The organism is Paenibacillus ihumii, assembly GCF_001403875.1.
GTDB classification, from domain to species: Bacteria; Bacillota; Bacilli; order Paenibacillales; family Paenibacillaceae; genus Fontibacillus; species Fontibacillus ihumii.
The window spans coordinates 1,438,053-1,455,853 of record NZ_LN884299.1 but is presented as its reverse complement, the minus strand read 5'-3'; the positions used below and the strand labels follow the sequence as shown (position 1 = coordinate 1,455,853).

At 52.1% G+C, this 17,801-nt stretch carries 15 protein-coding genes; 6 read left to right on the top strand and 9 right to left on the bottom strand.

Annotation, left to right across the window (positions count from 1 at the left end):
* Positions 1-81 precede the first annotated feature (81 nt).
* Entirely contained in the window at positions 82-1,251 is a 1,170-nt protein-coding gene (locus tag BN2762_RS13990; RefSeq protein ID WP_055107559.1) for a M20 family metallopeptidase, read from the bottom strand.
* Positions 1,252-1,471: 220 nt separating this feature from the next.
* Here BN2762_RS13990 and BN2762_RS13985 point away from each other — a divergent pair, with 220 nt between their 5' ends.
* Positions 1,472-1,813 carry a YugN family protein gene (locus BN2762_RS13985; protein WP_055107558.1) on the top strand — a complete coding sequence of 114 codons (342 nt, stop codon included), beginning with the start codon at positions 1,472-1,474 and terminating at the stop codon, positions 1,811-1,813.
* Positions 1,814-1,823: 10 nt separating this feature from the next.
* A complete protein-coding gene (gene ftsW / locus BN2762_RS13980) occupies positions 1,824-3,071 on the top strand; it encodes a putative lipid II flippase FtsW (protein WP_055107557.1) in 1,248 nt (415 codons plus the stop codon).
* Positions 3,072-3,174: 103 nt separating this feature from the next.
* On the opposite strand, the gene BN2762_RS13975 is transcribed toward ftsW, so the two are convergent.
* Positions 3,175-3,537 (bottom strand): Asp23/Gls24 family envelope stress response protein, encoded by a 363-nt coding sequence (locus BN2762_RS13975; protein WP_019636071.1) that lies wholly within the window; start codon positions 3,535-3,537, stop codon positions 3,175-3,177.
* A 152-nt stretch (positions 3,538-3,689) separates the two neighbouring features.
* On the opposite strand from BN2762_RS13975, the gene cax reads away from it, so the two are divergent.
* Positions 3,690-4,799 carry a calcium/proton exchanger gene (gene cax, locus BN2762_RS13970; protein WP_055107556.1) on the top strand — a complete coding sequence of 370 codons (1,110 nt, stop codon included), beginning with the start codon at positions 3,690-3,692 and terminating at the stop codon, positions 4,797-4,799.
* A 125-nt stretch (positions 4,800-4,924) separates the two neighbouring features.
* On the opposite strand, the gene BN2762_RS13965 is transcribed toward cax, so the two are convergent.
* The 5 genes from BN2762_RS13965 to BN2762_RS13945 all read right to left on the bottom strand — a co-directional run bounded on the left by BN2762_RS13965 (position 4,925) and on the right by BN2762_RS13945 (position 10,255).
* Positions 4,925-5,212 carry an Fpa/YlaN family protein gene (locus BN2762_RS13965; RefSeq protein ID WP_055107555.1) on the bottom strand — a complete coding sequence of 96 codons (288 nt, stop codon included), beginning with the start codon at positions 5,210-5,212 and terminating at the stop codon, positions 4,925-4,927.
* A 398-nt stretch (positions 5,213-5,610) separates the two neighbouring features.
* Positions 5,611-5,856 carry an HPr family phosphocarrier protein gene (locus BN2762_RS13960; RefSeq protein ID WP_055107554.1) on the bottom strand — a complete coding sequence of 82 codons (246 nt, stop codon included), beginning with the start codon at positions 5,854-5,856 and terminating at the stop codon, positions 5,611-5,613.
* Between the two features lie 84 nt (positions 5,857-5,940).
* Complete coding sequence (locus tag BN2762_RS13955; protein WP_055107553.1) at positions 5,941-7,056, bottom strand: aminopeptidase; 1,116 nt, start codon at positions 7,054-7,056, stop codon at positions 5,941-5,943.
* A 148-nt stretch (positions 7,057-7,204) separates the two neighbouring features.
* Positions 7,205-8,041: a hypothetical protein gene (locus tag BN2762_RS13950; protein ID WP_055107552.1), complete on the bottom strand. Its 837-nt coding sequence runs from the start codon at positions 8,039-8,041 to the stop codon at positions 7,205-7,207.
* 270 nt (positions 8,042-8,311) lie between these two features.
* Positions 8,312-10,255, bottom strand: a complete 1,944-nt coding sequence (locus BN2762_RS13945; RefSeq protein ID WP_055107551.1) for a sensor domain-containing diguanylate cyclase — start codon at positions 10,253-10,255, stop codon at positions 8,312-8,314.
* Between the two features lie 541 nt (positions 10,256-10,796).
* Between BN2762_RS13945 and rpsD the strand changes: the two genes are divergently transcribed.
* From rpsD to BN2762_RS13930, 3 genes are all read left to right on the top strand, one after another.
* Positions 10,797-11,396, top strand: a complete 600-nt coding sequence (gene rpsD, locus BN2762_RS13940) for a 30S ribosomal protein S4 (RefSeq protein ID WP_055107550.1) — start codon at positions 10,797-10,799, stop codon at positions 11,394-11,396.
* A gap of 224 nt (positions 11,397-11,620) precedes the next feature.
* Entirely contained in the window at positions 11,621-14,689 is a 3,069-nt protein-coding gene (locus BN2762_RS13935; protein ID WP_055107549.1) for a transglycosylase domain-containing protein, read from the top strand.
* 148 nt (positions 14,690-14,837) lie between these two features.
* Complete coding sequence (locus tag BN2762_RS13930; protein WP_055110047.1) at positions 14,838-15,209, top strand: hypothetical protein; 372 nt, start codon at positions 14,838-14,840, stop codon at positions 15,207-15,209.
* Positions 15,210-15,246: 37 nt separating this feature from the next.
* Here BN2762_RS13930 and BN2762_RS13925 read toward each other — a convergent pair whose 3' ends face one another.
* Positions 15,247-17,064: a sensor histidine kinase gene (locus BN2762_RS13925; protein WP_074048633.1), complete on the bottom strand. Its 1,818-nt coding sequence runs from the start codon at positions 17,062-17,064 to the stop codon at positions 15,247-15,249.
* On the bottom strand, positions 17,061-17,786 hold the full coding sequence (locus BN2762_RS13920) for a response regulator transcription factor (RefSeq protein WP_055110045.1): 726 nt from the start codon (positions 17,784-17,786) through the stop codon (positions 17,061-17,063). Before BN2762_RS13920 ends, BN2762_RS13925 begins: the two co-directional genes overlap by 4 nt.
* Positions 17,787-17,801 lie beyond the last annotated feature (15 nt).

The following is a 17,801-nucleotide window of genomic DNA, read 5'->3' as shown; positions in this document are numbered from 1 at the left end:
GCCATCCCTCCATAATCTAGATTTCCTAGGAGGGGGCGATATTATGCATGGCCTTTAAATGAATCCAGCCGGCCTATAGATTTAAGGCCGACCTTCCTGATAAGCTTCCGCCATGGCGATCAAAAGGCTTGCCGCATGCAGCATGGCCTCTTCGTCGATATCGAATTTGGGATGGTGGTGCGGGTATACCGCATTTTTTTGCGGGTTGCCGGCGCCGACCAGCATGAAGCAGCCGGGAACGCGCTGCAAATAATAAGCGAAATCCTCAGCGGGCATGATCTGCGGGGACAGCTCGCATGCCAGCCCGACCTCTCTCTCCGCAGTCTGCCGAAACCTCTCATATTCCTCCTGATGGTTCACCAGGCTCGGGTAGCCGGTCATATAGTCGATCGTCACTCCTGCTCCGTAAGCATGCGCCGTCCCCGCGGCCAATTGCTCGATCCGCTCGCGGATCTTGCGGCGGGTCTCCTCCTGGAAGCAGCGAACCGTGCCGGCCAGCCGGCAGGTATCAGCGATCACGTTCTGGGCCGTGCCGCCGTGAATGGAGCCGATGGTGACGACCGCCGGATCAAGCGGATTGACCGAGCGACTGACGACGCTCTGCAGCTGAAGCACGAGCGCGGCCCCGGCGACGACGCTATCGACCGCAGCATGAGGCATTCCGCCATGCCCGCCGCGGCCCGACAGCTCGATGAAGAATTCGTCGGTCGAGGCCATCAGCGGTCCGGGCCTGCTGGCTGCCGTTCCCACCGGAATCGGCGTCCATAAATGCACGCCATAGATAACATCCACTCCATCCAGCGCGCCAGCCTCAATCATGGACAGCGCCCCTCCGGGACAGACCTCCTCCGCCGGCTGGAATATGAGCCGGATTTCGCCCCGCAGAGTCTCCCTCCGGGTGCTGAAGTATTCGGCCACGCCCAGCAGGGTCGCGGTATGGCCGTCATGTCCGCAGGCATGCATCACCCCGGGAACCTGTGAAGCATATTCACAGGTCTTCTCATCCTGAATCGGCAGCGCATCCATATCGGCGCGCAGGGCGACCGTCTTCCCTGGCAAATGTCCCCGAATCGTGCCAACGACCCCGTTCCCGCCGACGCCTGCCTCTGCCTCGATGCCGAGCTTCCCTAGCACATCGGCGACATACGCCGCCGTTTTCTGTTCCTTGAAAGATAACTCCGGGTGGCGGTGCAAATACCGTCTGCGCTCTACCATTACCGGAAACAACGCTTTAAGCGCTTCCTGTCTCATGGACTTCCACTTCCTTCTTCGTCAATAACGCATCAAATTACGTGCGGCAAGTCCGCCGCCGAACGATATGTATTATTGTAACAGAAAAATCATTGCCCTCAATATGGGGGAATTCACTATAAACAGCGTCCCTTCACGAGTTTAAGCGTTTCCTATGCTTGCACAAGCGGTGGAAACATAATATCATGGGAGAAGAACTTTTAAGGAGGCATTTTACACGATGATTCTCGAAAATACCGGTTTGAACGGTCTAAAGAGCGACTTGTCCTATCTGGACGAATCCGCAGAAAAAGTCGGGTTTATTCGCTGGCAATGGGAATATTACCGGGCTACATACGATTACAAAATAGAAGCAAATGATAACGAATATTTCCTTCGTATCAACACGCGTGCCGTTGAGGGCAAATTGGAGCGTCCTGACACGGTTCTGGAAATTGAAGCCGTCTATATCGGACGGGCTACATTCCCGCACGGACTGGAATATGAATCCGAAATTCCGGCCTTCGTGCTAAAAACAGCCAACCTAAAGCTATCCGAACTGAAGCAGCTCCTAGAAGCGTAAGGATCTTGGCATGAGAGACAGCAAATCAGAGCCCAAACGCGGAGCTCCCGATTTTCAACTGCTTATTCTCACCCTGCTATTGGTTGGCTTCGGGATTGTCATGGTGTTCAGTTCCAGCTCCAGCATTACTTTGGTAAGTGAAAAATTTGGTTATGATTTGATGTACTTTACAAAACGTCAAGTGATCTTCGGAGGAGCAGGACTTATCCTCATGTTCATTACGATGAACATTCCTTATAACAAGTTCAAGAAGCTTTTTGTTCCTATTTTTATTGTGACTATTATTATGCTTATCCTTGTTCCCATCTTGGCTGATGACATCTTTGGGGCAAAAAGCTGGTTCATGATCTTCGGTCTCGGCGTTCAACCTACGGAGCTGGCGAAGATAGCCACGATCCTGTATCTGGCTGCGCTGATCTCCAAAAAAGGGGATCGCTTTCGGGATCTGAGAACAGGCTATATTCCCGTGATGGTCATCGTCGGCTTTGTAGCCGGCCTCATTATGCTGCAGCCCGATTTCGGCTCGTGTATGATCCTGGTCGCTACCGCAGGCCTGATCATATTTGCGGGCGGAGCGAATTTGAAGCATATCCTGGGATCGATCGCCCTGCTGATTCTTGGCGCCAGCATCGTTCTGGGCGCGAATGCCCTCTGGGATAAGATCAGCCCGGGCGAAACGGCATCGTCAGGCGGCGACTATAAGATCGGCCGGATCAAATCATTCATTGATCCATGGGAGGATCCGCAGCATACCGGGTACAATCTGATCCACTCCCTGACCGCGCTGGGACACGGCGGGATTACAGGGGCCGGATTCGGTCAGGGCATTCAAAAGCTGCATTACCTGCCTAACTCCTACAATGATTTTATATTCTCGGTCATTGGTGAGGAATTTGGTTTCATCGGCAGCATTATTTTCTTATTGTTCTATATCTATTTTATATGGAGGGGACTGCTTGTCTCCCTCCGTTGTTCAAGTACGTTTGGCCTGCTGACCGGCGTAGGTATTATGGGGCTCATCGCGATTCAGGCCTTCGTCAACATCGGGGGCGTAACGCGCACGATTCCGATTACCGGCGTTACCCTGCCATTCATAAGCTACGGCGGCTCCTCCCTGCTCGTCATGATGGGCGCGATGGGCATCGTGCTCAGCATCTCGCGCGACTCCTCTCTGCCTTCAAAGCAGGAGCGGACCAAATCCGTCGTAGTAAAGGAAGCGTCATACGAGCTGAGCTCCCCTAGACGCCGTCAATTGTAACTAGAAGAATAAGAAAAGAAGACTGCGGAATCCCGCAGTCTTCTTTCTTATTCAGGCTCGGTTCAAAAATGCTAAACCATCTATGTACCGTTGCGCTGCAGGATCAGGCCTCATCATCCTTGAATGCAACGCCCTCAACCTTTACATTGACTTCCACGGTTTTAAGTCCTGTCATGCTTTCAACAGCTTCGCGAACATTCTGCTGCAGCATGCGACATACTTCGTGAATCGGAGTCTCGTACAGCACGATAATACGGAGATCAATTGCTGCTTCCAACTGACCGACTTCTACGGTGACGCCTTTTTGCACGTTCTTGCCGCTTAACCGCTTCGCCCATCCTTCTGACAGCCCGCCTGACATTGCCGCGATTCCCGGCGTTTCCAGTGCTGCCATCCCGGCGATTTTTGCAACGACGTCATCTGAAATTCGAATAAGCCCATTATCTAACTGTAATTGTTCGGTCATGGTCAATTCCTCCTTCAACCTCATTATTATTTATTGTAATTCCTCCGCTCGGGTAAAGCAAATAGGGAGTTTTCTTTTTTGTCATCGTTTTTATTTTATCCAAATTGGTTATATTGAATTTGACATATTTAATGCAAAGCCGAGGTGCCACCATGCGAAGGTATTTATCGCCAAGCCTGTTGATCATCTTTTTTGTTTTAAGCGCCGCAGGACATTACATGCACTGGCCGGCCACCTGGCAGTTCGCTATTTCCGCGATTGCCGTCATTTTTGTTGCCGGTTTTCTCGGCAAGGCGACGGAGAATGTAGCCCACTACGCCGGGCAGCGCCTGGGGGGATTCCTCAACGCGACCTTCGGCAATGCTGCAGAGCTGATTATCGGCATTTTGCTCGTTCGCGAAGGATTATTCGACATGGTAAAAGCGAGCATTACCGGTTCCATCATCGGCAACCTGCTGCTCGTTCTTGGCTTGAGCCTGTTCGCCGGGGGCTTGAAGCATAAAATACAGCGGTATAACGTATCGCTGGCAGGGATGAACGGCTCGCTGATGATCGTCGCCATCATCGCTCTGTTCGTGCCGGCCATCTTTCTGCAGACGCATGTCCTCCATGAGGAGGACCGTACCACGCTAAGCCTCGTCGTCGCCGGGATTCTCATCGTTTCCTATTTGCTGTGGCTCATCTTCTCCATGATTACGCATAAGGATTATTTGGCCGATGTAACGGAGGTCGGCAAGGAGATGTCTACGGGCGGGGTTAGCGAGGCTCTGGATCATACGGAAGACTCGCCTGAGGATCAGCCTGCATGGTCTAAAGGCAAATCTATCGTCTATCTTGTCCTTGCTACCGTCATGGTCGCTTTCGTCAGCGAATGGCTCGTAGGCACGCTGGACACGTTCACGACACGCTTCGGACTGAGCGAAATCTTCGTCGGGGCCTTCGTCGTTGCGATCGTCGGGAACGCGGCCGAGCACAGCGCGGCCATTCTGCTCGCTATGAAGAACAAAATCGGCGCATCCGTGGAAATCGCCGTAGGCAGCAGCCTGCAAATCGCGTTATTCGTCGCCCCCGTTCTGATCTTCGTTAGTCATCTCTTCGGACGTCCGATGGATATCGTATTCACCGTCATCGAGCTTGCAGCCATCGGCGTGTCCGTCTTCATCGCCAAATCGATTACCCAGGACGGACAGACGAACTGGTACGAAGGCCTGCTATTGCTCGCGATCTATGCAATCCTCGGCGTCTCGTTCTATCTGGTATGATGCCTCCGGGACGAAATAAGCAAGAGATGAACAGCAACGGTATCATGAAAAAAGCGTACGGGCCGGGGCTAAGACCAGCTCATACGCTTTCTGTGGTATGTAAGCCTGTTTCTATTAAAAACAGGCTACTCTTTATTATTCATCGCTTCGTATAACAGGGCCAAATTCCGCTCAAGCTTGTTCAAAATTTGCTTCCCTGTAGACTCTTGGATGAGCCCGACACGAACCGCGTAGTCAACCTGTCTGGAGAAACCATACATCTGGGTATCCAATACTTCCTCATAGAGAGGGCAGTAACGCGTAGCCAGGTTCTCCATCTGCACTTCGATCAGCTTCTGTATTTTATCTGCATCTTCCTGCAGAAGATTCAATGCTTTCAGATTCAGTTGCTCCTGCAAATCAGATGAAGTCATGTTTCTTCCCCCCTATGTCCATAAAGTCGATCACTCATCTACTCTATTCTTAATATTAGACGAAATCGGAAGCCAATACAAGAACCTCTCCAAATAATCCGCAATCCCAAGTCTCTCCAGATCGATACAAGAATTTGCGCTGCCTATGTAAACTAGACAATGACTTCCCGGCTCTATGGAAAATCCCCAGCGCGCCGCCTTCTATGAAGAGGCGATGTAGAGGCAATTGCTATTAGTTGATAGATTATTCAACCCATGAATAATTATAATTCGATATTTATAAAAATAAAAAAAACATCCTTCGACGCCCTCTCTAAAAAATATAATCCGCTTTAAACTCTATAATATTCAAAAAAGCACTTCTGCCTGCAGCGGCAAAAGTGCTTCTTCGAACGTTATTATTCGGCTACTACCTTCACATTCAGACCATGCTTGGCAAACACTTCGGATACGGCAGCTTTGGCTGCATCCGCATCAGGACCATGAACATGAAGCTCATAGCTTTGCGTGTTGACCAGCGTTGTGAAGAGACCCAAAATACTTTTGACATCGATATACTTATTATCTGCTTGAAGAACGATGGATGATGAAAATTTACCCGCTGTTTGGGCAATTTCAACTACCGCTTGATTGTTGTTCGCCATCTTTGAATCCCTCCGCGTCTAACTTTGGAATAAATATATTACCATGATACATTGAATCCGCTTCCCTAGCAAGGGATATTCTGTTTATTTCAAGTTCTCGGGATTCAGTCCTTCGAGCTCCGGCAATACGAAAATCCCGTCCTTGCGGATTAATACATCATCGAAATAAATTTCCCCGCCGCCGTATTCCGGCCGCTGGATGAGCACCAGATCCCAGTGGATCGATGACTTGTTCCCGTTAAACGCTTCTTCATAGGCTTGCCCCGGCGTAAAATGGAGGCTGCCCGCGATCTTCTCGTCGAACAGGATATCCTTCATCGGATGCAGGATGTACGGATTAAATCCGATCGCAAATTCGCCGATATACCGCGAGCCTTCGTCGGAGTCCAGAATTTTGTTCAGATTCTCTGTGTCGTTGCTTGCAGCCTCGACGATTCTTCCGTTCTCGAAGCGGAATTGGATATTCTCGAACGTAATTCCGTTATACAAAGTAGGCGTATTGTAACTGATCGTGCCGTTCACGGAATCTCTGACCGGCGCGGTATATACCTCGCCATCCGGAATATTACGTTCGCCTGAGCACTTGATGGCCCCGATTCCCTTAATGGAGAAGGTCAGATCCGTTCCGGGTCCGGTAATCCGGACTTTGTCCGTGCGCTTCATTAAATCAGCCAGCGCATCCTGCGCCTTGTCCATCTTCGCATAATCCAGATTGCACACATCGAAATAGAAATCCTCGAAGGCCTCCGTGCTGGTATTCGCCAATTGCGCCATGCTTGCATTCGGATACCGAAGGACAACCCACTTCGTATGCTTCACCCGCTGCTCGCTATGTACTGGATGGGAATAAAGCGAGTTGTACAGCTTCATCTTGTCTTCTGGAACATCGGACAGCTCGTTTACGTTGGTGCCTGCACGAATGCCGATATAGCAGTCCATTTGCTTCATCCGGTTCAAATCAATTTCTGCCCACGTTTTCATCTGCTCCTCATTTGCATGCTTGAACAGCGAACGCTGCACCCTTCGATCCGTCAGTTCAACGAATGCATTTCCGCCTCTTTTGCCGATCTCCTCGATAATCGCAATCAATAAATCCCGTTCATTGCCTATCATTTCGACAAGCACGTTCTCCCCTGGCTGGACATTAACCGAATATCCAACCAAATTTTCCGCTAGCTTCTGTATCCTTGGATCCCGCATTCAGACTTACGCCTCCTAATAAATTGATATAAGCAGCCCCCGTAAACAAGGACAGGAGGCTGCTTACGCTAGTTGAACACTGGTAAATTCATTCCCTATTGTAGCACGCCCGTCCGCACTCTTCCAAGGGATGCTCGTTGGCTAGCGATTATTTATAGCCTGAGAAACGATTGTCCGTCCGCAGCATCTCCTGCTGAGGAACCCCTTGCGGGCTTACATACGCAATCCTCGACTCAGAGGTCAATCGGACCGGAAGGCCTGTCTTGGCATTTATCGTGAGGTGGTAAACGGCTTGAACTTCGGCTTGGGTCAGCATCTGGTCCAGCTGGCCGCGGCCTGCGCTCCAGATCTGCTCCGTCTGACTCTGCAGCTTTGCTTGCTTGGCTTCAGGCAGCTTGGCGAGCTTTCTCTCCCACTTATGCCTGACCTGCTTCATTTCCTCCTCCAGCTCTCCCCCAATCAGGGCGAGCGCATCCTTGGGGTCGAGCTCGATCCGCAGCACCTTCGTCCCCCTGGCTGCCCCGCTCTCCAGTTTGATCGACTTGCCCGAGCTGCGGATATGCTCCAGTTGCTCCAGCGGATTTAGCCTGGCCAGCCCCTGGCCCAGCGCTTCTTCATCGGATACGATATGCCAGCGCCGCCCAAGCGCCTGCAAGCTCGTCTCCCATACCTCTCCTGTCCCCTTGCCCGAGGCCAGAAGCTTGCCCCTGCCGCGATCGCCACCCGCGATGACCGTCCGCATAGTCAGGCGGTGATGATCCTCCAGCTTGCCGTTATAGCTCAAATTATGCTCCAGTACCCCCTGTTCCCCCCTCCACAATGCTGCTTTGCCTTGAAAGGTCAATGTATCGACGCCGGCCAAGCCGGACCATGTATGATTAAACCATTGCTCGCCGGTCCAGGCCTCCTGCAGCCGGCAGGACGACGTCGCCGCTGCGGCCAGCAAGCAAATGCCGATTAAGACGGATCTGTAAATCAGACTCATGATCCTGTTCCCTCCTTGAGCTAAAACCTGTTAGCTGTAGGCTGTCCCTGCCCGGAGAATCTATTCGCCGGCAAACGCAAAAAAACCGTCCCGCAGTATGGAACGGTTCTTCGTTTTATTGACGCATACAGTCCAACCGGCTGAGAGCCAACGGATTGCAATGCAATCCGGTTGACGGGGGCGAGCTCCGGTTAATTGCTATTGCTGCACGAGCCAAGCTGACTGCAAAGAAATTCGATGAACTGCAGCATAAGCCAGCTGACTGCCCAGTCAACCCAGCTGCGTCTGATTTCTGCCGTTATTCTTTGCCTTGTACAATGCCATGTCAGCTTGGTAGAACAGCGATTCAACGCTGACCTTGCCATCATCCCGGCTCCAATCCGCAACCCCGCAGGATACGGTCACCCTCGGCTCGGTCTCCTGCTCTACGCGCAGGCGGATCATTTCCGCGATTTGGCGGCCGTGCTCCAGACTCGCTCCAGGCAAATATAGTGCGATTTCCTCGCCGCCCCATCGGGCAGCGATGTCAGTCTTGCGGATCGTGCTCTTGATAATTAAGCACACCTGCTTCAGCACCTGATCCCCGGTTTGATGTCCGTACATATCATTTATCCCTTTAAACTGGTCGATATCGACTACAATCAATGAACCGTTGGCATCCTTCTTCTGGAGCTCCTGAATCTTATCATCCAAATAGTGGCGGGCATACAGCCCCGTCAGCATATCCCGGTTAGCCATCCTTCTTACCTCGGCGTGCAGTGAAGCGTTAGCGATCGCGAGACCGATATGAGAGGACAGCATCTGCAGCAGCTTGTAATTCTCATAGGAGAAGAATCGTTCATCCCGGTGGGACAGCATAATGACGCCATTCACTTCTCCCCTTACAATCAAGGGCGCTGCAATAAGGGAACGCGAATTCGTCTCATCCATCATAATGGATGAAATTTTGCCGTAAGCCCAGTAGTCGGACAGGATCAGCGGCTCCTGCGTGGAATAGACCAAGCCGCTGAAGCCATAATCCTTCGGAAAGAACTCCTTGGAGAGGGAGGGTACGTTGCTGGACATAATCTCAAAATGATCGTTTTCTTTGGAGATTTGCAAAATGCAGCAAAATTCCGCCTTAAAGATCGACAGCAGCTCTTCCGTAGCAAACTTAAATACTTCCTTGGGGCGAAGGCTTTGATTCAAGCGTTTGGTCAGTTCGTTGATGAGGCGAAGCTCGCTGATCAATAGATTGGACTGCTCATAGAGCTTCGCGTTCTCAAATGCTGTACCCGCTGTGTCCGCAAGCATGCTGATCAGCTGCAGGTCGACCTCCTCCACCTCATCCCGGGGGAGCAGCAATTGAAATACGCCATAAACCCCTTGCTTGCCGGTGAGCGGCACCGCGATTTCCAGGCAAGGCTCGCCTCCTGGCCCCTCCAGCTCTTTGCGCAGCATCCTGCCCTCCATAAAGGCCCTGACGCAAATATGCTTCTGCTCTCCATGCAGCAGAAGCGACTTGACCCGCGGATCACGGCTGACATGATCCTGGGACATCAGCAGCTCTGCCTTGGCCATCGGATACATTCCGGTAATTCGCTCGAAAACTTCGGACAAAATAGCATCCACATCGATTTTGCCATGCAGCCTCTGTACGACCTGGAACAATAACGAGCGCCGATGCTCCTCGCGCTTGGCCTGCCTTTGAATGCTCAGAAAATCCTGTACAAACCATGCGTGGATTCTCTTATAGAAGCAGGCCCGGAAATATTGCGCATTCGTCTTGGCCACAATAGTCCAGACGCTGTCAGCCAGACCGGCATCCAGTATGCAGCCGAATACGGCAAACAATTGCCTGCTCGTCCGAGTTAGAACCGGAACCGCAATGCAGCTGCTCCTCTCTGAGACCCGGATGGCGCAATCGAGGCTTTGCAGACACGCAGTAACCGTCTCGGCAACTAGCGGCGGAATAGGCTTGTCCGCCTCAATGAGGGTGCCAACATGATCCGCTGCAAACCACCCTGCCCCCGCAAGCTCGGGCAATCCGGACACCTCCTGCTTCCAGTCGGCGTATCCTTTTTGAATGAACGGTCCAATATACGAGTAATCATGCTCTGTTATATCGAGTTGCTCCAGCCAGCTCATCTGCTCGCTAGCTTCCTCAAATAGCATAGACAGGGAAGAATTCGGAATTGTATCTATCATCGGGTCATCTCTGGATTGTTTACCCATAGGAAAACTCCTTTTCGTCGCACTTGAAAACGGCGGCTTACTGGTAACCTGAGCTATTCAACTCTGTCCATGTATAACTGCTGCTGATCGTTGTCTCTTCCGTCCTGTTATTTTTAGTTTTGTAATTCCGATCTTAGTTTTGTAATTTCGATCTTAGTTTTGTAATTCCGATTTTTGTGACTATATGTTTATTTTACTATCTTCCTTGCCTTTTTGCATTAAATTTACTTCATTATATCACACTTTTTTAGGTCGAAAGCCCTATCGACACAAACCCTGCTTTTTACCGCTTTTCATACAAAAACCACATCTTGACTTTAAGCGATGATCTCATATAATATATATTGTTGATGAAGACTGGATAGGTCTTTGATTGGGGCGTAACGCATGCGGCACCCTCTGGATTTTGTTGCTGTCGGGACAGCGGCTGAACTTTCCTGGCAGATGAGCGTTATTATATACTATCCCCGCTCACATAAACAAAGTCCTCGCAAGTAGAACCCTCTAACGAAAATTCAAATTAAAGGAGTCTACCTATACAATGGCACGTTACACTGGTCCTAAATTTAAACTAAGCCGCCGTCTTGGCATTTCCTTGAGCGGCACTGGAAAAGAATTGAAGCGCCCGTTCCCTCCGGGACAACACGGTCCAACCCAACGGAGAAAGATTAGCAACTACGGTATGCAGCTTCAAGAAAAACAAAAGCTTCGCCACATGTACGGCTTGGGCGAAAAGCAATTCCGCACTTTGTTTAACAAAGCGCAAAAAATGAGCGGGATCGCGGGTGAGAACTTCATGTTCCTCCTTGAGACTCGCTTGGACAATCTGGTATACCGCCTCGGGTTTGCAAACTCCCGTGCAGGCGCACGCCAGCTGGTATCCCACGGACACGTTACCGTTAACGGCAAGAAAGTCGACATCGCTTCTTACTCCGTAAGCCCTGGCGATGTAATCGGCCTTCGCGAAAGAAGCCGCGGCCTCTCTTCCATTAAGGAAGCTTTGGAGAACCGCACGCATGTTCCAGCTTACCTTGAGTTCAACGACCAAGCGCTGGAAGGCAAATTCATCCGTTTGCCAGAGCGTTCTGAATTGTCCCAAGATATCGACGAGAAGCAAATCGTCGAGTTCTACAACCGTTAATCACAGTGAAAGACCGGCTCATCCAGAGGATCGAGCCGGTTTTTTATTTCTCTTTTCGCATCGGTTCTCTCATACAAGCTAATAATACGGCAAAAAACATACATACTTAAAAAAATTGAGTCCAGAGACCCTCCCTCATGACTTTATGCGAGGCCAATCTTTGAAAGAGCATTCAAATTCCCTATTTTATGCTATAATGTTGCTGTTAAAAAGGAGGATATTTCATGGCTCGCGATAACGATACAAACTCCAACAGTAAACCGCGGAGAAGCAAAGCAGAAGCGCCGAAACGCTCGAAATGGCGCTGGGTCTGGAGGACGCTCGGCTGGATGACCCTGCTAGGATTTGCTGCCGTTCTCTTTGCCGGAGGCGCCGTATTCGGCTACGTCTCCTCGATCGTGAAGGATGACCCTGTACGATCCCGCGCCGACATTGAAGCGAAGATCAACCATAACGAAATGACAGGCTTCGCCTATTTCCGCGATGGTTCAGGCATCGGACAGCTCCGGTCGGAGGAAGACAGACGCCCGGTCACCTACGAGGAGATTCCCGCTACCGTCATAGACGCGGTCATTGCGATTGAAGACAATAACTTCGATCACCATATCGGCGTCGACTTTAAGGGAACGATGCGTGCGGTCAAACAGCGGCTCCTGAAGGAGGACGTTCAAACCGGCGGCAGCACGCTGACGCAGCAATTGGCCAGACGGGTTTTCCTTAACCTGGACAAAACTGCTAACCGAAAGGTAAAGGAAATATTGCTGGCCGTGCGTCTGGAACGCTTTTTATCCAAACCGGAAATCATTACAGCTTATTTGAATAAGGTTCCTTTCGGCAACGGCTCGAACGGATACCAGGTATACGGTATTAAAGCGGCTGCCAAAGGCATATTCAACGTGACTAATTTAAATGATCTCAATATTGCCCAAACCGCCTATTTGGCCGGGCTGCCTCAGCTTCCCTCCTCTTATTCCGCTTTTAATGGCAAAGGGGAATTTAACGAAGAGGCATTTGCCCGTGCGCTCAAGCGGCAGCAGCTCGTTCTGTCCCGCATGCTGGAAGAGAACAAGATTACAAGGGAGCAGTACAACGAGGCGCTGGCCTTCGACATTAAAGGCTCTTTGGCCCAGCAAACGAAGAAGGCTTACGAGACTTATCCGTACCTGATGCTCGAAACAGAGCGGCAGGGCGCTCTTGTCCTTGCTATGATGAACAATCCCGAAATGAGCAAGGAAGAGCTGCTGGGCAGCCCGCAGCTGCTGGAAGAAGCACGGCAGCAGCTTCTAACGGGAGGATACCGGGTATATACGACCATTGACAAGCAAGTGTACAACTCCATGCACAAAGTATCCGAGAATCCCGACAACTTTAGCCCGTACAGCGAGAAAAAAGGGCTTGAGCAAGTCGCCGCCATCATGCTGGATAACCGGACCGGGGCCATCCTCGGCATGATTGAAGGCCGGGATTTCTACACGGAGCAAATGAACTATGCCACGCAGATGAAGAGACAGCCGGGCTCGACAATGAAGCCGATCGCCGCTTACCTGCCGGCAATGGAGGAAGGGCTCATCCAGCCGGCCAGCATTATCGATGATTCGCCGATCATTCTGCGGGATTATTCGAAGGGTTATCACATTCCGGTGAATTCCAGCGGCGGATATAAAGGTCTGGTTACGGCGCGGACGGCCTTGAACGAGTCGCGGAATGTGCCAGCGCTTAAAGTATTTAATCAGACGGTCGGCATTGAGAAGGCCTGGGAGTTCACTAAGAAGCTCGGGATTACGACCATCGAGGAGGAGGATTACGGGGCGCAGACCGGCGTGCTCGGCGGCCTTAAATACGGCGTTACCGTCGAGGAGCTTACGAATGCCTACAGCACGATCGCCAATGGCGGGGAATTCACCGATGCTTATATGATCGAGAAGATTACCGATTTCAAAGGCAATGTCATCTATAAGCACAAGGTCGAGCCGGAGCGCGTCTTCTCCAAGCAGACTGCATATTTAATGACAGACATGCTTCGCACGGTCATTACCGACGGAACGGCGAAATCATTAAAAAGCGATTTCAAGGGCTATGGCAAAATTCCGATTGTCGGCAAAACCGGCTCAACGCAAAACTACGCGGACGTATGGTTCATGGGCTACACTCCTGACGTGTCGCTCGGCGTCTGGATCGGCTACAGGGAGCCGGTCAATACGCTCTCTACCGCCGGCAAATCAAGAGCCCGCTCGATTTGGGCCAAAGTCATGAACGAGGTCACGGAGAGCAGGCCGGAGCTGTTCCAGAATAAGGCCTTCGACAAGCCCGAAGGCATCGTGACCAAGACCGTCTCGGGCTACAGCGGCAAGCTGCCTACGGCGCTTACACAGCAGGCCGGCAAGATGGTCACTGACATATTTAATGCCAAGTACGTCCCTACCGAAGCCGATGATGTCCTGGTTCGTGCAAAATATGTAACATACGAGGGCGTGAACTATATCCCGCACGACACCACTCCTTCCGATATGGTGCTTGAGAAGGTGGTCCTGAAGCGAGAGAAGCCGATTAAAGAGCTGGTAGACGACCTTCAGAAGGCCTTCTCCAGCATGAGAGGCGGCCATAAATCGCTTAGCTACTACATGCCGAAGGACGCGGGCGAGGATGCACCATCCAAGCTTGATCCGCGTGAGGATGACGGCAAAGATCCGTCAGCCCCCGGCAATGTCCAGATGACTTCTGCGGGAGGCATGGCCAGCATCTCTTTTGACAAAAATCCCGAGAAGGACGTAGTCGGCTACCGTCTCTACCGATCCAGCGGCGGCGGGCCCTTCCAGTCGACCGGCAAGGTTGTGCTGACGGGTCAGGATACCTTGTTCACGGACTCTGCCGAAGGCGGCAGCCACGCCTACTTTGTCACTGCCGTCGACGTTGCCGGGCGCGAGTCCGAGCCTAGCGCCGTCGTAAGCTTCGACAGCTGGGGAGGTATTAACAATCCGGAGGATCCGAACCAAGAAGCGCCCGAGCCTGATATGGAGAACCTGGCGCCGCCTAGCGCGCCCGCCCAGGTCGGCGTGCTCATCCATGATCAGGAAATCACGGTATCTTGGGGAGCTAACGCTTCAGAAGAATTCATCACAAACTATCAAATTTACTTATCGGATGCGAAGGATGGAAATTACTCCAAGCTGGGTTCAACACAAGCCACGCAGTTCTCGTTCAAAACGGACGCTTCAAGCGGCTGGATTAGGGTAACGGCGATCAATGCACTAGGAGAGTCCTCGCCTTCGGGTTCGGTGCAATTTAATAAATAGCCTGCTTAACAACAAAAAAGCTTCCACGGAAACACAGTTGTTTCCGTGGAAGCTTTTTAATATGGCTAATTTGGTTATCTGGCGCCGGAAGAATGTCCAAGCAGCCGATTCACTGCATCATATACTGTTCGAGAAGGAGGTGATATCTATGAAAAAAGCTTTCATTTCTCAAGCCATTTTTCCTAGACTCCGCCTGTTCAGAGAAGAAGATTTCAGAGGCCGGAGATTCGTAGTCCGCGGCAATGTCGGAATCCGCAACCTGGATCGGTCCTTCGGAGATATCGAGAGCCTGCGCTTCTTCTCTCCCAGCGCAAACGCCACTCTAGTCTTGTTCTCTCGCCGCAACTTCCGAGGAAGATTCAGAGTATTCCGGGGCGTAACGAATATTGCCGATCTGGATGACATCATTGGCGACAATGACCCTGAATCGATCATTAGCTCGAACTCCCGTCTGAGCCTGGATCAGATTCGGGCCATTCGGAGAACCGGCAATCTGCCTAGCGGCTTCAGATCCATCTAACCCCCCATTTGCACAAGGCGGGGCGTCCGGGCGAAGCTTAACTTTGCTCCTCCGGGCGCCCCGCTTCGGCTTTGCCGAAGCGAACGACGATGGCCGTCCCGCGCCCAATTCCGCTTCGCACCTCAACCGCGCCTCCGTGAGCCTCAGCGATCTCTTTGGCAATCGCCATGCCGAGCCCGCTGCCCGATGATGAACGGTCGGTATCCGTTCCCCGGTAATACCTCTGAAAGAGGCTGTCCAGGGTAGCCTCATCCATCCCTACTCCGTTATCCTCGAAGCCGATGACGAAGCCTTCAGGGTTAAGCTTTCTTACATATACCGTTACCCGGGTCCCTTTTGGATTATGCAGCATGGCATTGATTATAATGTTGTCCATCATCCGGCGAAAGGCCGTGGCATCGACATGATAATAAATCACCTCGGGAGAAGGCTCCCACCTGCATTCATATTCGGACCAGGCCGGATCCTCCGCGATGCGCGCAACCGCTTCACCTACGACCTCATTCATGCTTCGGCGCTCCCGCCTCAATGCATCTGCGGCGTGCTTCAGGCGGTACAGCAAATTCAAATCCTGCACCAGGCCGTCCATGTATTCAGCTTTCTCCGCCATGATTGCGGCAAACTCCGCAACCTCCTCCCGCTGCCAGTCGTATTGGCTCGTTCGAAGCAGCTGGGCATACCCGAATATGGAGGAAAGCGGAGTCTTCAGATCATGGGACAGGCCTGCGATCCATTCCTCGCGCATCCGGTCGCTCCGCTCCCGCTCAAGCTCGCTTCGTTCAAGCTGGCATGACAATTCCTGCACCGAATGAATCACCTCGCCATATGCCTGATACTTGCGTTTAAGCCGGCCTGAGCGCTTCTTGCTTCGCGGCCTCCCGTTCCGGTCCACTGGCTCTTTATACTGCCGCTGAGCCAAAGTTTGCAGCCAACGCATTACGTGAAGCATCGGGAGCCCAAATTTATTTCCCTGCCAGAATGCCAATGCGCCGCAGGCAAGCAATAAGAGCAGCGCAAGGCTGCCAAAGCCGTACATGATGAGCTGTCCCTCGCTGTTCACCGTTGGTCCGAGAGGCGTCAATAGAATGCCCGGAGCGGCTTGGTACGGCGCATGGATCAGCCAGATCCTCCCGGTCCCCTCCTCCGATCTCATCTCCACACGAGCGCTGTATCGTTCGGGATACTGAAGCCTTAGCACGAGCTCCTGCGGCGAATAGTCCCGAGGCACGCCGGGGGGAAGCCGATACGAGGCAAGCTCTGCACCTTGCGGATCAAGAAGCTGAATGCCGGCCTCATATTCCTCCAAGGCATAGCGCACCTCCTCAGGCCATTCATCAGAGGGCACCTGCTCCGCCTCCTCGATCAATCGCTCGGAAACGGAGCCTTCCTCGGCCAGTTTGGCTGCGGCTGTATCAAGCGGCTCCTTGACGCCGTAGAGCAGCGTAACGGTCTCTCCATCAATCAGGCGTATCAGGATATACAGGCGATAGGGAAACGGCGTCTGGCGGTTAAAATAGTTGATGAGCTGTCCAGGCGCATATTTCGCAGGGACATCGGGCGGCGTAAAAAATGCATGCACCGCCTCTCCGTCCTCATTCAAGATTTGGAGCCACCCCCCATTGTCTTCAACCTGCTTCAACAGTCTGGGGGATATGTGCGGAGAACCATCCTCTCGTACCGAGTAGGCATCCATGATCGATTCCAGGGCGACCCGCGAGAAATTGCGCTTCAAATCAAGCTCAGTCATTTTCTCCGCCATCCATAGAAACATCAGCACGATGCATACGGCCGTAATTGCACCGACGGTCACCCATTGCCTGATAAACATCAGCACGAAGCGGCGGCGCATCGTCATTTCTCTCCCTCTCTGCGCACGAGCTTATAGCCCATCCCCCTAACGGTAAGCAAAAACTCAGGTTTGGCAGGATTTCGTTCGATTCGCTCCCGAATCCGGTGAATATGTACCATGACGGTGTTATCATCGTTGACCGCAGAGCCTCCCCAGACCCGCTCATACAGCTCCTCCTTCGGGAAGACGCGATTGGGGTGGCGGCACAGAAATAACAGCAGCTGAAAGACCTGTGCTGGACAATCGACGAACTTTCCGTCCACGGTTAGCTCTTTGGCGGTTGCATCCACGCTAAAGTAACCGAAATCGTATATTTCCTGTCCTCCCGGCTTCCTCGCCAGTAGGGGCGGAGAGATCCCGGCAGTTCTTCTCAGATGCACCTTCAAACGGGCTATGACTTCAAGTGGGTTAAAGGGCTTGACGATATAATCATCGCCGCCGATCGCAAATCCTGTCAGCTTGTCCAAATCCGTGGAACGCGCCGTCAAGAACAAAATTGGGGCATCCGTCGTTTCCCGGATGAACGGAGCAGCTTCAAAGCCGCTTTTTCCCGGCAGCATCACGTCCAGGATGACCAGATCATAAATTTTGGAGCGGCAGGCCTCAATGGCCTCCTCTGCGCTCCCGACGGAATCTACATCGGTATACCCTTCCTTGGCCAAAACCGTCTGCAGCAGCTTCCGTATCGCCTTCTCATCGTCGACCAGCAGAATTCGAGGCTGGCTCATGTGGCTCATATGGCT